Origin of the sequence: Streptomyces sp. NPDC016469, from assembly GCF_040632905.1 — a bacterium.
GTDB lineage: Bacteria > Actinomycetota > Actinomycetes > Streptomycetales > Streptomycetaceae > Streptomyces.
In genome coordinates this window covers 114035-127102 of record NZ_JBEYCQ010000022.1, presented here as the reverse complement: position 1 = coordinate 127102, position 13068 = coordinate 114035, and the positions used below count along the sequence as shown (strand labels likewise).

Genomic DNA, 13068 nt, shown 5'->3' with positions numbered 1-13068 from the left:
ACGTGGTCGGGGCCCCTCACACGTACGCCGGGATCAGCCGCCGGCGACCGGCCGGGCCGGAGCCGTGCCTCCGCGTGGCGCGCGGTCCGCGTGCGGCGGGCGCCGGCTGCCGGCCGGCGTCACCGGGGACCGTTCCGAGCGCACCGCGTGGGCCGTGGCGGGCGCGGGATGGGCGCGCGGGCGGCCGCTCGCGGCCGCCGGACGCCCGGCCTGGCCGCGCGCGGGACCCTGCGCCGCCGGCTCCTCCGCGGGCGGCTGCCCGCCGGGCCGGGCGGAGGGCTGTAGGGCCGGCACGGGCGCCGGGACGTCGGCGGCGGGCGCCGGGGCCACGGGGCGGCTGCCGGGGGCGCCGAGCCGTGCGCGGGCGGCGAAGATCCAGTTCTCGGCGCGGGTGATCAGCGGCTCCACCCACGGCAGGCCCAGCAGGATCAGCAGGCCGGCCGCCCAGCCGAGGAGCACGTCGCTCAGCCAGTGCGTACCGAGGTAGACCGTCGTCAGGCCGACGCCGAGCGAGACGATCGCGGACATGGCCGACAGATAACGCCTGGCCCTCGGGGTGGCGGCCAGATAGGCGAGGATGCCCCAGGTCACGACGGCGTTGGCGGTGTGGCCGGAGGGAAATATATCGCCGCCGGCGAAGAGCTCGGCCGATCCGATCCTGGTCGCGTAGTGCGGGCCGAGCCGGCCGAGGCCGATCTTGACCGCGCCCACCGTCAGGTTGAGCAGCAGCAGCGAGGCGCCGAGCGTCAGCAGCGGACGCAGGGTGTGCTGCCGCCAGGAGCGCCAGCCGAGCCAGCAGGCGACCATGACCGCGGTGGGCCCGCGCTGACCGAGGACCACGTAGTAGTCGAGGGCGGCGTGGATTTCGGGCCACTGCTGGTAGGGCCGGAAGAGCATGACCTTCCAGTCCAGGGCCACCAGCCAGGACGACATGAGCACGGCAATGACGATGGCCAGATAGAACGCCAACGTCCCGCCGAAGAGAGCGATGCGGTGACGGCTCATCCGCGGTGTCTCTATCTTCGGCGGTTCCGGCTCCCGGTCCAGCCGGGCGAAGATGTCGGTACGCACCCAATCGACGTTACAGGGAGTGAGTGGGCGTGCCTGTCGATCCGGGCGCTTTGTGATGACGATGTGATGTGGAGTATGTCTCAGCCACCGGATTTTTCCAGGGTGGCTGAATAACTCCCCTATTCTTTTCGGCCTGTTATGCGATACCTGTTCGACAAGTAATTCGCTGACACTTGCGAAGAATTCCGGGGATCTCGAAGTGTGTTTATCCGCAGTGCGGCGGAGCGGAACGGAGGGTGTCAGTCCGGTTACCGTACGGCTTCGGGGCGGGAGGCCGCACGGGCCGGCGGGCGGCACGGGTAGTGGCGTACGCCACACTCCGGCGGATCGGGCGGTATGAGATGGGCCACGTGTGGCCCAGCCGAACTCGCGTACGCTGACGGATCACTCGCCCGTCGATGCCGGGCCCGGACCGCCGCGTCCCGTGGGCCCGCCGAGAGCGAGGGACCATCTGGGAGGTAGATGCATGACCGGGACGCCCACCGCCCGAATCCGCCTGCGCGCAGCCGCCGACGGTGCCAACCGCTGGGTCGTCCTGGTCGTCCTCTGCCTCAGTCTGCTGCTCGTCGCGCTCGACGCGACGGTGCTGCACGTCGCCGTCCCCGCCGTCACCGAGGACCTGCGGCCCAGCGCCGCCGGACTGCTGTGGATCGTGGACGCCTACCCGCTCGTCTGCGCCTCCCTGCTGATCCTCTTCGGCACCCTCGGCGACCGGGTCGGACGCCGGCGCGTCCTGCTGCTCGGTTACGCCCTCTTCGGCGTCGCCTCGGCCGTCGCCGCCCTGGCCGACAGCGCGGCCGTGCTCATCGCGGCGCGGGCCCTGCTCGGCGTCGGCGGCGCGATGATCATGCCCGCGACCCTGTCGATCCTGCGCCAGGTCTTCCCCGACCGGCGCGAACGGGCCGTGGCGATCGGCGTCTGGTCCGCCGTGGCCGCCGTCGGCGCCGCCACCGGGCCCGTCATCGGCGGCTTCCTCGTCGAGCACTTCTGGTGGGGCTCGGTCTTCCTGATCAACATCCCGCTGATGGCCCTGATCCTCCCGGTCGGCCGGCTGCTGCTCCCCGAGTCCCGGGGCAACGACGACGGACCCTGGGACGTGCTCGGCGCGCTGATGGCCGCCGCCGGGGTGCTCGGCGTGGTCCTCGGTGTGAAGCGGGCCGGCACCGGCGAGGGCCTGACCGGCCCGGCCACCCTGGTGCCGCTGCTGCTCGGGGCCGTGCTGCTCGTTGCCTTCGTGCGCCGCCAGAAGCGGCGCACCCACCCGCTGATCGACATCGGCATGTTCGCCCGGCCCGCCTTCTCGACCGCCGTCGGCTGCATCGTCCTGGCCATGCTCGCCCTGGTCGGCCTGGAACTCGTCGCCGTCCAGTACCTTCAGCTCGTCCTGGGCCTCAGCCCCCTGGAGACCGGCCTCAGGCTGCTGCCGCTCACCTTCGCCGCGATGGCCGCCGGCGCCACCGGCTCCCACACGCTGCGCCGGATCGGGCCGCGCCGGATGGTCGGCTGGGGCTTCGTCGTGACGGCCGCCTCGGTGCTGACGCTCACCGCGATGGGCCGCGACGACCGGCCCGTGCTGCTGGCCGTCGCCTTCGTCGCCCTCGGCTTCGGCCTCCAGTCCACGCTGTTCGGCGCGTACGAGTCGATGCTCAGCGAGGCCCCCGCCGACCGGGCGGGCGGGGCGGCCGCGATCGGCGAGACCTCCTACCAGCTGGGCGCCGGCATGGGGATAGCGCTGCTCGGCAGCGTGATGAACGCCGCCTATACGCCCGGCCTCGCGGGGTTGCACGCCGACGGCGTCCCCGCCTCCGCGGCCGCCGGGGCCGCCCACTCGCTCGGCGAGGCGTACCAGGAGGCCGCGTACCTGGGCGGGCCGCTCGGCGCCGTCCTGCGCACCACGGCCCGGGACGCCTTCATCGACGGGCTGCACGTGACCCTGCTGGTCAGCGCCGGGCTGCTGCTGCTCGGGGCGCTGGCCGCGCTGCGGCTGCCCCGGGCGATGGAGTGCGCCCCGAAGCTCTGCGAGCCCCGGGAGCCGGCCGAGCGCCCGGACGCGCCGCCGCGCGAGGCCGTTGACCGGCTCGACGCGCAGCCCCGGGTGCCCGGGCGGCGCCGGCCGGGCGGGGCGGCCTCCGGGCACCCTGGACGCCCGGCACACCGGGTCGTAACGTCGGCAAGGCACCGTAACTAACACTGCTAGTTTTCGAGCACCCCGCCGGAGGCACACCCTCATGTCCACCGCCCCCACCTCGAAGCTCCCGCCCTTCGACCCCCGCGACCCGATCGGCGTCGACGACCTGCTGAGCCCCGAGGACCTCGCGATCCGCGACACCGTCCGCACCTGGGCCGCCGACCGCGTCCTGCCGCACATCGCCGAGTGGTACGAGAACGGCGAGCTGCCCGGCATCCGCGAGCTGGCCCGCGAGCTGGGCGCTCTCGGCGCGCTCGGCATGTCGCTCCAGGGCTACGGCTGCGCCGGCGCGACGGCCGTCCAGTACGGGCTGGCCTGCCTGGAGCTGGAGGCGGCCGACTCCGGCATCCGCTCGCTCGTCTCCGTGCAGGGCTCCCTCGCCATGTACGCGATCCACCGCTACGGCTCCGAGGAGCAGAAGCAGCGGTGGCTGCCGGGCATGGCGGCGGGCGAGACCATCGGCTGCTTCGGCCTCACCGAGCCCGACCACGGATCGGATCCGGCCGCCATGCGCACGTACGCCAAGCGCGACGGCGAGGACTGGGTGCTCAGCGGCCGCAAGATGTGGATCACCAACGGCTCGGTCGCCGGGGTCGCGGTCGTCTGGGCGCAGACCGACGAGGGCCCGGCCGGCACCGGCATCCGGGGCTTCGTCGTGCCGACGGACGCGCCGGGCTTCTCCGCGCCCGAGATCCGGCACAAGTGGTCGTTGCGCGCCTCGGTCACCAGTGAACTGATCCTGGACGAGGTGCGGCTGCCCGCCGACGCCGTCCTGCCCGGGGTCACCGGGCTGCGCGGACCGCTGAGCTGTCTGAGCCACGCCCGCTACGGCATCGTCTGGGGCGCCATGGGCGCGGCCCGCTCCAGCTTCGAGGCGGCCGTCGACTACGCGCGCACCCGGGAGCAGTTCGGGAAGCCGATCGGCGGCTTCCAGCTCACCCAGGCCAAGCTGGCCGACATGGCCGTCGAGCTGCACAAGGGCATCCTGCTCGCCCACCACCTGGGCCGGCGGATGGACGCGGGGCGGCTGCGCCCCGAGCAGGTCAGTTTCGGGAAGCTGAACAACGTGCGGGAGGCAATCGAGATCTGCCGCACCTCGCGCACGATCCTCGGCGCCAACGGGATCTCGCTGGAGTACCCGGTGATGCGGCACGCGACCAACCTGGAGTCGGTGCTCACCTACGAGGGGACCGTGGAGATGCACCAGCTGGTCCTGGGGAAGGCGCTCACCGGCCTGGACGCGTTCCGATGAGCGCCCGGAGGGCGGTCAGCTCTGGTTGAAGAAGCCGTCGGCCGGCCGGCCGACGGCTTCGCCGTTCATCACCTGGGTGTCGGCGGGGGTCAGCAGGAAGACGCGGGTGGCGACGCGGTCGATCGACCCGCGCAGTCCGAAGATCAGGCCCGCGGCGAAGTCCACCACGCGCTTGGCGTCGGCGGAGTCCATGGACGTGAGGTTCATGATCACCGGGACGCCGTCCCGGAACAGCTCGCCGATGGCGCGGGCGTCCCGGAAGCTGTCCGGGGTCACGGTGGCGATCCGCCGGCCCGTCTCCTCGGCGGTCTCGGAGGCCACCCGCACCCGGGGATCGGTCACCCACGCCTGACCGGTACCGGTCCGTGCACCCTCGGCGTACTCGTCGTCGTCGTAGTACCGCTCGTCGTTGTCCTCTACGAGGCCCAGCCAGGCACTCGCCTTGCGCACCGATCCCATGGACGCCTCCTCTCACCGCGGTTCCTTGGTGTTCCGCATCTCTTTCGTATCCCTATGGTCGTCCATGATGCGGATCGTGCGCCAAGGGGATAGGCGGCGCGCAGGGCATTCGTGACGGTACTGGTGCAGAGGATGTGGCGATTCGTCAGGTTTCGCCCTGGTAAGGGGCCCTGAAGAAAGAAAATATGATGTCCGGGCCGTACGGGTGACATGGGGGACGTACGGGTGAACGGAACGCTGGGTACGATGCCGTCGCGTCCGCGCCCGAGTGCGGCGCACACGCGAACGAAACCCGGGGGACGGCCGTGTTCGGAATAGTCAGGCCCTGTACGCATCGCCTCTCCGAGAGGCTCAAGACCGAGTGGATGGCCCACCTCTGCGGGCTCTGCCTGGCGCTCCGCTCGGACCACGGGCAGTTCGCCCGGGTCGTCACCAACTACGACGGCCTGATCGTCTCGGTCCTGACGGAGGCTCAGGCCGAACGCACCCCCGCGCAGCGCCGCACGGCCGGGCCCTGCCCCCTGCGCTCCATGCGCACCGCGCCCGTCGCGCGCGGCGAGGGAGCCCGGCTGGCCGCCGCCGTCTCGCTGGTGCTGGCCTCGGCGAAGGTGCGGGACCACGTCGCCGACCGGGACGGCCTGTTGGCGCGCCGCCCGGTCGCCGCCGCGGCCCGCCGCGTCGCGGCGAGCTGGGACCGGGCCGGGGCGCGCACCGGCGCCCAGCTCGGCTTCGACACCGCGCTCCTGGTCGACGCGGTCGACCGGCAGACCGGCATCGAACTCCTCGCGGGCCCCGGCACCCCGCTGCTGACCGTCACCGAGCCCACCGAGACGGCCACCGCCGCGGCCTTCGCGCACACCGCCGTCCTCGCGGGCAAGCCGTACAACGCCGAGCCGCTCGCCGAGGCCGGACGCCTCTTCGGGCGCCTCGCGCACCTGCTGGACGCCGTGGAGGACCAGGAAGCCGACGCGGCGTCGGGTGCCTGGAACCCGCTCACCGCGACCGGCACCTCCCGCGCGGAGGCCCGGCGGCTGTGCGACGACGCGCTGAGGGGCGTACGGCTGGCGCTGCGGGACGCGGAGTTCACCGACGGCCGGCTCGCCCATGTGCTGCTGACCCACGAACTGCGGCGCTCGGTGGACCGGGCCTTCGCCACGGACGTCTGCTCGCACCGGGCGGGCGGGCTGCTGACCACGTCCGGCGAACCGTCAGGAACGGGACCCACGGGCTCCTTCGGGCCGCCGCCGGGCAACCCGTACGCGCCCACGGGGCCGGGCGGGCCCTCCGGACCCCGGCCGCCCGAGCCGCCGCGCGACCGGCGCGGGCTCGTCATGGGCTGCCTGGTGTGGGCCGGGCTCGCCTGCACCTGCCAGATGTGCTGCGGCACCTTCGAGGATCCCTGGTCGCGTCAGCGGCGCGAGGGGCTGTGCAGCCAGTGCGACTGCGGGGACTGCTGTGACGGCTGCGACGCGTGCAGCAACTGCTGCGACTGCTGCAGCTGCTGTGACGGCTGTGACTGCGGGTGCGACTGCTGAGGCGGTGTCACCTGTACGTCGTCACCCTTGCGTCCCGCTCCGCGGCATGGCGGAGCGGGACGGAGCGAGGGGAGGGTGTGCTGCTGTGCCGAATGTGCGAGGGCGCGCCTGGACAAGGGCAGGGCGGGCGCTGGAAGCAGGGCGTCGGCTCAACAGGAACAGGACCACACGCGACCGAAGTCGATGTGGGAGCGCTTGACCAGCCACTGCTGCGATTGCATGGCCCCAGTGGAACAGTCATCCGATGACCCGTCAACTGCCTTGAGACGTCGTGCTCACAGTGTGGACAGGCTTGACAGCTCGCCCCGGACAGCGCTTGTCTCGGGCAAGGACCGGGCTGAGGGGCCCGTCCGCCTCGCTCCACGCTGCTGCTTTCCGCCTTTCTGCGCCGAGGGCGCGCCCCGTGTTCACCGTATCCACGGAGCCTCCGCATGCCCGCGCGCACATCCGCACCCCGTCCTGCCCTCCGGCCCCTCCACCTGGCCGCCGAGATCGGCGGCCCGCCCCGCTACGACGCCGCCCACCACACCGGCCTCGCCCGGCTCGCGGAGAGCGGCGCGCTCGACTTCGTCACCCTCGGCGACTCCTTCGCCCGGCCGGGGCCCGACGCGCTCGCCGTCCTCGCCCGGGTGGCCCCCGCCACCCGCCGCATCGGCCTCGTGCCGACGCTCACCGCCACCCACACCGAGCCGTCCCGCGTGTCGTCCGCCGTGGCCACCCTGGACTGGGTCAGCCGGGGCCGGGCGGGCTGGCGCGTCGGCGTGTCCGCGACGGAGGCCGAGGCCCGGCTGTTCGGCCGCCGCCCCGCCGCGTCCGCCGAGGCCCTGTGGGACCGGGCCGGGGAGTGCGCCGAGGTCTGCGCGCGGCGCTGGGACCGCTGGGAGCCACCCCAGGGCCACCCCGTGGTCGTCATCGACGGCACGCCGGAACCGGCCAGGGCGGCCGCCGCCCGGCACGCCGACGTCGTCCTGGTACGGGCCGCCACCCCCGAGCGGACCGCAGCCATTCGCGACGACGTGCGCCGCCGCGCCGCCGGGCACGGCCGGGACCCCGACGCGCTGCGGGTGCTCGCCGCGCTCACCGTCGACCTCGGCGACGCCGAGACGGCACCGGAACCGGGGCTGGCCGACGAGCCGCCACCGGCCGACCGGGGCACCTACTACCGGGGCGGTCCGGTCGACCTGGCCGCGCTGATCACCCGGTGGTACCGGGCCGGCGCGGTCGACGGCTTCCACCTCACCCCGATCACCCCCGGGCGCGACCTCGAACGGATCGTCAACGGCACAGTGGCCCTGCTCCAGCACCGGAGCCTGTTCCGGACCTTCTATCCGGGCGGCACCCTGCGCGAGCACCTGGGCCTGGCCCGGCCGGCCCGTCGGCACGCACAGGCCGGAGCACGCGTATGACGACCGCGCCGCCCCGGCGGATGCACCTCGCCGCATGCGTCCCCGGCACCGGCGAGCGGGCCGGGTTCGCCTCGTACGAACAGCTCGCGCGCACGGCGGAGCGCGGCCTGTTCGACTTCCTCCTCGTCGCCGAGGGGGAGGCCCACGGCCCCGAGGTGCTCACCCTGCTGGCCGCCCTCGCCGCCGGCACCGAGCGCCTCGGTCTCGCCGCCGGCGCCGCCTTCGGGGAGCCCTACGAACTGGCCCGCCGCCTCGCCACCCTCGACCACCTCAGCGCCGGCCGGGCCGCGTGGCACGCGGACCCCCCGGCCGGTGAGCACCCGCGCGCCGCCGAGTTCGTCGCCGCCGCCCGCGCGCTCTGGGACTCCTGGACGCCCGACGGCACCCCGCGCCCCGTCGCCCACCGCGGCCGGTACTTCGCGGTGGAGGGCGAGTTCACCGTGGAGCGCTGTCCGCAGGGCCACCCCGTCACCGTCCTGGCGGGCGACTCGCCCGAGGGCCGGGAACTCGCCGCGTCCGCCGCCGACATCGTCCTCGTCCCGCACACCACGCTCGACGCGGCCCGCGCCCGCTACGCGGAGGTGAAGGGGCGGCTCGCGGCCCACGGCCGGGCGCACGACGAGCTGAAGGTCATGCTCCGCGTCGCCTTCGTACTCGGTGACAGCGACGACGCCGACGCGCGGGAACCGCTCACCGGCAGCCCGGCCGCCGTCGCCGCGCTGCTCACCGAGTACGTCACCGAGGACGCCGCCGACGGCTTCGTCCTCGTCCCGCACGCCCCCGGTGGCCTCGACGACTTCGTGGACCGGGTCGTCCCGCTCCTCCAGGACCTGGGGGCGTTCCGCCGTACGTACAACAACGGCTCGACGCTGCGTTCGCATCTCGGGATCGCCGCACCGGTGTGGAAGGGTTGACGACCATGAGCACGCACGCACAGCAGCAGGCAGCGCGGGACTGGGAGCGCTGGCACGAGGAGCGGACCGCCACGGTCGCGGCGCCGCACGGCCCGCTCTCCCTCACCGGGACCCACTGGCTCGCGGATTACCCGGAGGGTCGAATTCCGGCCGTCCCGGGGCGGTGGCGCGAGGAGGGCGGCGCGTTGGTGCTCGACGCCGTCCCGGAGGACGGGCTGGCCGTCGACGGGAAGCCCTTCGCCGGGCAGGTCCGGCTCGGCCCCGACCGGGGCCGGATCGACGCGTCCCGGGTCGCGCACGGGGAACGCAGGCTCGTCGTGCTCAGCCGCGAGGGCCTGTGGGCGGTCCGGGTCTTCGACCCCGACGCGCCCGCGCGGCGCGCGTTCCGGGCGATCGAAGCGACCCCGTACGAGCCGCGCTGGGTGCTGCCGGGCACCTTCCGCCCGTACGCGGACGCGCGCACCGTCCGGGTCGGGAACGCCGACGGTGTCGAACGCGGACTGGGGCTCGCCGGGGAGATCGCCTTCGAGGTGGACGGGGCCGGGCATACGCTCCAGGTCGCCGTCGAGCCGGACGGGTCGCTCTGGGCCGTCTTCGCCGACGCCACCAGCGGGAACGGCAGTTACCGCTTCCGGTTCCTGCGGCCCGCCGCACCGGACGCCGACGGTGCGGTGACCGTCGACTTCAACCGCGCGCTGCTGCCGCCGTGCGCCTTCGCGGACCACTTCATCTGCCCCTTCCCGCCGCCGGGCAACACCCTTCCGGTGGCCGTGGAGGCGGGGGAGCGGAACCGCATCGACGGCTGAGGCGGCTGTCGCGAGCTCAGGCCAAAAGGCGCCCTTGCGCGAAAAGTTGACGCCTTGAATACTCCCGAGCAGCGCTTGTCAGGGGCACGGCGTATCCGGAATGCGGACGGATCGCCGTGCGTCTGACTGCGCCTCACGGGCCCGACCACCCCACAGGCGGGCCCCCGATTCCCCTCGGGAGGAATGACAGTGAGGATCAAGCGCACCACCCCCCTCAGCGGTACCGCCAGACGTACTCGGGCCCTCGCCATCGCGGCGGGCCTGGTGGCCGTAGGCGCCCTGGCCGTCCCCACCGCCCAGGCGAACTCCACCGGAACGTACAGCGCCAACCAGCTCGCCGCCGCCGGTGACGCCGTGCTCGGCGCCGACATCGCGGGCACCGCGTGGAACGTCGACGCGAAGACCGGGAAGCTCGTGGTCACGGTCGACAGCACGGTCTCCGCCGCGGAGATCCAGCGGATCAAGGACTCCGCGGGCGGCAACGCGGGCGCCCTGCGCATCGAGCACACCCCGGGCACGTTCAACAAGCTGCTCGCCGGCGGTGACGCGATCTACGCCCCCGGCTGGCGCTGTTCCCTCGGGTTCAACGTCCACAGCGGCAGCACGTACTACTTCCTGACCGCCGGTCACTGCACCGACGGCAACCCGCCCTGGTACACCAACTCCTCGAACAGCACCTACATAGGCCCGACGGTCGGCTCCAGCTTCCCGACCAACGACTACGGAATCGTGCGTTACGACAACACCTCGCTCGCCCACCCGGGCAAGGTCGGCAGCGTCACCATCACCGGCGCGGCCAACGCCACGGTCGGCATGTCGGTGACCCGCCGGGGCTCCACGACCGGCACCCACAGCGGCACGGTCACCGGCCTCAACGCCACGGTCAACTACGGCAACGGTGATGTCGTCTACGGCATGATCAAGACCAATGTCTGCGCCGAGGGCGGCGACTCGGGCGGTCCGCTCTACTCCGGCAGCAAGGCCATCGGCCTGACCTCCGGCGGCAGCGGTAACTGCAGCTCCGGCGGTACGACGTTCTTCCAGCCGGTCACCGAGGCGCTGAGCGCGTACGGCGTCACCCTGAACTGACGCCCTGCCCCGTACGGACACATGGCCCCCGGTCCCGCCGGGGGCCATGTGCGTGCGGGGCGCCCGGCGCCGGTCAGCCTCCGGCACCCGCCCCGGCCGGTGCCACGCCGAAGATGTCCACCGCGTGGTAGTACGTCCAGGCCGTGGCGTCGCACGAGGTCCGCTTGGCGCCGGAGTAGGCGGCGCACACGCGCTTGAGGTCCGCGTAGAGGGCGTTGTCGAGCCGGGCCTTGTTGGCGGAGAACGTGCCGGCGGCCTTGTAGTTGCGGTACCCGAAGTCGTGGCGGGCGCAGGCCGTCTGGAACGGGAAGCCGAAGGGGTTGTCGGGCGAGGTGCTGCAGTAGTCCGTCGACCAGTCGAAGCCGTACGCGGACCACGCGCCCTTGTTGTTGCGGGCGGAGTTCCACGCGTTGTAGCTGGACGCGCTCGTCTGCGTCCAGGAACTGAGGACCTGGGGCTTGTCCGCGGGGGCCGCCGAGGCGGACGAGACGGGCAGCAGGGTGAGCGGGAGCGAGAGACCGAGGGCGGCGAGCAGGGTGGCGACGCGACGGCGCATGGACAACCTCCGTGGGGTGAGGGGCGGCTGGACCGGTCCCGCAGGTGTGCGAGGTTGCTCCAGAATGCTGCCATGCACCTGTCATGCCTAGGGGCGTGCGGTGGCTGTTGGGTAGCGTGCGCCGTGCGGGGTACGTGTCAGCGGGCGTGCCGCCGCCCCAGCAGGCGGGCCTGTTCCTTCTTCAGCTCGGCGAATCCCCTGCGCGCGTACGCGGCTATCTCCTGACTGGGGAACGGTACGACCGAGAGGTGCTGTTCATGGCTGCCCCGCGACCATCGGGCGGCCGTGATCTCGTAACCCGAGACATGGGCGCACAGCTGGAGCAGGAGGGGCGGCATCACGGGCTCGCTCAGCAGGTCGGCGTGGGCGAGGACGAGATCGCGCATGGCCCGGATGTTCGGGAGGAAGACGGTCGTGACCCATAGCCGCCATTCGGCGAGCTCCTCCTCGGTGGGCGGCGTCTCGTGGTCGAAGGGGGATCTGCCGTCGGGCCGTGCGTTGCGCTCCAGGAACGCGGTGAAGATGCGGCTGTTGGCCTCGGTGAGGGCGAACAGGGGGCCGTAGAAGTCGCTGAGCTGGCGGTTCACCCGGGCGAGGCGTTCCTGGCGCTGCGCGAGGCGCAGTCCGTTGAGGTAGGTGAGGGCGTAGCCGGCGAACGTGAGCCCGATGGTGACGGCCAGTGTGATCACGGGGGCCGATGCTAACGGTGGGACGCCTCCACCGTCGGCCGGTCCGGGGTTCTGCGCATCGCCGTCAGCAGCGTGCCCGCCGTGCCCGCCACCGCCCACGCGGACAGCACCAGGAGGGGGCCGGTCACCGCGTTGCCGTGGAAGTACGCGATCGAGCGGGCCGTCCAGGTCGAGGCGCCCGGGGGCAGGGCGGGGCCGATCGCGCGCCAGAAGTCCGGGAGCATCGGGAGCGGGAAGGCGCCGCCCGCGCTCGGGTTGCCCGCGATGACCACGATCAGGACGGCCAGGCCGATGCCGACGATGCCGGTGAGCCCTTCCAGGGCGAGGGTGATCATGCCGACCGCGAAGACGGTCAGCGCGCCCAGGCCCGCCAGCCCCCAGAAGCTGCCGGGCAGGGCGTCGAGGACCGGGCCGATGATGAGCGCGCCGCCGATGCCGCCCGCGATCGCGTACAGCGCCATCACCCCGGTCCGGATCAGCGCGCGCTGCCGGTTGGCGGGGCGGGTGCCCGCGCTGATCGCCAGGATCGAGGCGCACAGGTAGCCGCCGACGCACCAGCCCACCGCCAGGTAGAACGCGGACAGCCCGTCGAAGTCCTGGCGGGAGGCCGGGGCCACGTCGACGGCGCGCACGGCGCGCCGCTGGGTCGCCTCCGCCTCCTTGACGATCTTCGTGAGGGAGGTGGCCAGGACGGTGCCCCCGCCGGAGGCGACCAGCACGGTGTCCCGCGTGCCCCGGGGGTCCACGATCAGGGCGCCGTCGATCTCGCGGTCGAGGATCTGCCGGCGGGCGGTGGCCTCGTCGGAGACCGTACGCGGGTCGAGCGGGCCGCCGGGGAGGCCGTCCAGCCGGTCGATGAGCCGGGCGGACGCCTGCTGGGGCGCGACGACGCCGAAGGGGACGTCCGTCGGCTTCGGGTGGTGCAGCGCCCCGATGTAGGACGCGATGAACAGCAGCTGGAGCGCCAGCACCCCGATGACGAGCAGGGCGGCCCGGGGAGTGACGGCGTTCTTCACCTCGTCGGCGAAAGTCATGCCCCCACGCTCCGGGCTGCCCCTCGCGCGCGCAGTCGGGGAGCGGCCGAACGGCGGAAGGGGAGGGGC

General features: G+C 73.3%; 12 protein-coding genes. 7 read left to right on the top strand and 5 right to left on the bottom strand.

What is annotated here, in order from left to right:
• Positions 1-33 precede the first annotated feature (33 nt).
• Positions 34-1071, bottom strand: coding sequence for a phosphatase PAP2 family protein (locus tag ABZ565_RS24545; RefSeq protein WP_361030726.1), 1038 nt, complete (start codon positions 1069-1071; stop codon positions 34-36).
• A 466-nt stretch (positions 1072-1537) separates the two neighbouring features.
• On the opposite strand from ABZ565_RS24545, the gene ABZ565_RS24540 reads away from it, so the two are divergent.
• Complete coding sequence (locus tag ABZ565_RS24540; RefSeq protein ID WP_361030723.1) at positions 1538-3259, top strand: MFS transporter; 1722 nt, start codon at positions 1538-1540, stop codon at positions 3257-3259.
• 40 nt (positions 3260-3299) lie between these two features.
• On the top strand, positions 3300-4511 hold the full coding sequence (locus ABZ565_RS24535) for an acyl-CoA dehydrogenase family protein (RefSeq protein WP_361030720.1): 1212 nt from the start codon (positions 3300-3302) through the stop codon (positions 4509-4511).
• A 15-nt stretch (positions 4512-4526) separates the two neighbouring features.
• Here ABZ565_RS24535 and sepF read toward each other — a convergent pair whose 3' ends face one another.
• Entirely contained in the window at positions 4527-4970 is a 444-nt protein-coding gene (gene sepF, locus ABZ565_RS24530; RefSeq protein WP_073968076.1) for a cell division protein SepF, read from the bottom strand.
• Between the two features lie 305 nt (positions 4971-5275).
• Here sepF and ABZ565_RS24525 point away from each other — a divergent pair, with 305 nt between their 5' ends.
• From ABZ565_RS24525 to ABZ565_RS24505, 5 genes are all read left to right on the top strand, one after another.
• On the top strand, positions 5276-6505 hold the full coding sequence (locus tag ABZ565_RS24525; protein WP_361030717.1) for a DUF5685 family protein: 1230 nt from the start codon (positions 5276-5278) through the stop codon (positions 6503-6505).
• A gap of 431 nt (positions 6506-6936) precedes the next feature.
• Complete coding sequence (locus ABZ565_RS24520) at positions 6937-7911, top strand: LLM class flavin-dependent oxidoreductase (RefSeq protein WP_361030714.1); 975 nt, start codon at positions 6937-6939, stop codon at positions 7909-7911.
• Positions 7908-8825, top strand: a complete 918-nt coding sequence (locus ABZ565_RS24515) for an LLM class flavin-dependent oxidoreductase (protein ID WP_361030711.1) — start codon at positions 7908-7910, stop codon at positions 8823-8825. Before ABZ565_RS24520 ends, ABZ565_RS24515 begins: the two co-directional genes overlap by 4 nt.
• A 5-nt stretch (positions 8826-8830) precedes the next feature.
• Positions 8831-9631: a DUF1684 domain-containing protein gene (locus tag ABZ565_RS24510; RefSeq protein ID WP_361030708.1), complete on the top strand. Its 801-nt coding sequence runs from the start codon at positions 8831-8833 to the stop codon at positions 9629-9631.
• Between the two features lie 189 nt (positions 9632-9820).
• Positions 9821-10720, top strand: coding sequence for a S1 family peptidase (locus ABZ565_RS24505; RefSeq protein WP_361030705.1), 900 nt, complete (start codon positions 9821-9823; stop codon positions 10718-10720).
• Positions 10721-10793: 73 nt separating this feature from the next.
• Here the strand turns inward: ABZ565_RS24505 and ABZ565_RS24500 are convergent, their stop codons facing one another.
• The 3 genes from ABZ565_RS24500 to ABZ565_RS24490 all read right to left on the bottom strand — a co-directional run bounded on the left by ABZ565_RS24500 (position 10794) and on the right by ABZ565_RS24490 (position 12999).
• Positions 10794-11276: a phospholipase gene (locus tag ABZ565_RS24500; RefSeq protein WP_361030702.1), complete on the bottom strand. Its 483-nt coding sequence runs from the start codon at positions 11274-11276 to the stop codon at positions 10794-10796.
• A 137-nt stretch (positions 11277-11413) separates the two neighbouring features.
• Entirely contained in the window at positions 11414-11965 is a 552-nt protein-coding gene (locus ABZ565_RS24495; protein WP_361030699.1) for a hypothetical protein, read from the bottom strand.
• A gap of 11 nt (positions 11966-11976) precedes the next feature.
• Positions 11977-12999 (bottom strand): DUF3533 domain-containing protein, encoded by a 1023-nt coding sequence (locus ABZ565_RS24490; RefSeq protein WP_361030696.1) that lies wholly within the window; start codon positions 12997-12999, stop codon positions 11977-11979.
• Between the last annotated feature and the right edge of the window lie 69 nt (positions 13000-13068).

Bases quoted from the DNA above. Each gene is read 5' to 3' on its own strand.
- ABZ565_RS24540 (WP_361030723.1), top strand. From the start codon at position 1,538: ATGACCGGGACGCCCACCGCCCGAATCCGCCTGCGCGCAGCCGCCGAC.
- ABZ565_RS24535 (WP_361030720.1), top strand. From the start codon at position 3,300: ATGTCCACCGCCCCCACCTCGAAGCTCCCGCCCTTCGACCCCCGCGAC.
- sepF (WP_073968076.1), bottom strand. From the start codon at position 4,970: ATGGGATCGGTGCGCAAGGCGAGTGCCTGGCTGGGCCTCGTAGAGGAC.
- ABZ565_RS24520 (WP_361030714.1), top strand. From the start codon at position 6,937: ATGCCCGCGCGCACATCCGCACCCCGTCCTGCCCTCCGGCCCCTCCAC.
- ABZ565_RS24515 (WP_361030711.1), top strand. From the start codon at position 7,908: ATGACGACCGCGCCGCCCCGGCGGATGCACCTCGCCGCATGCGTCCCC.
- ABZ565_RS24510 (WP_361030708.1), top strand. From the start codon at position 8,831: ATGAGCACGCACGCACAGCAGCAGGCAGCGCGGGACTGGGAGCGCTGG.
- ABZ565_RS24500 (WP_361030702.1), bottom strand. From the start codon at position 11,276: ATGCGCCGTCGCGTCGCCACCCTGCTCGCCGCCCTCGGTCTCTCGCTC.
- ABZ565_RS24490 (WP_361030696.1), bottom strand. From the start codon at position 12,999: ATGACTTTCGCCGACGAGGTGAAGAACGCCGTCACTCCCCGGGCCGCC.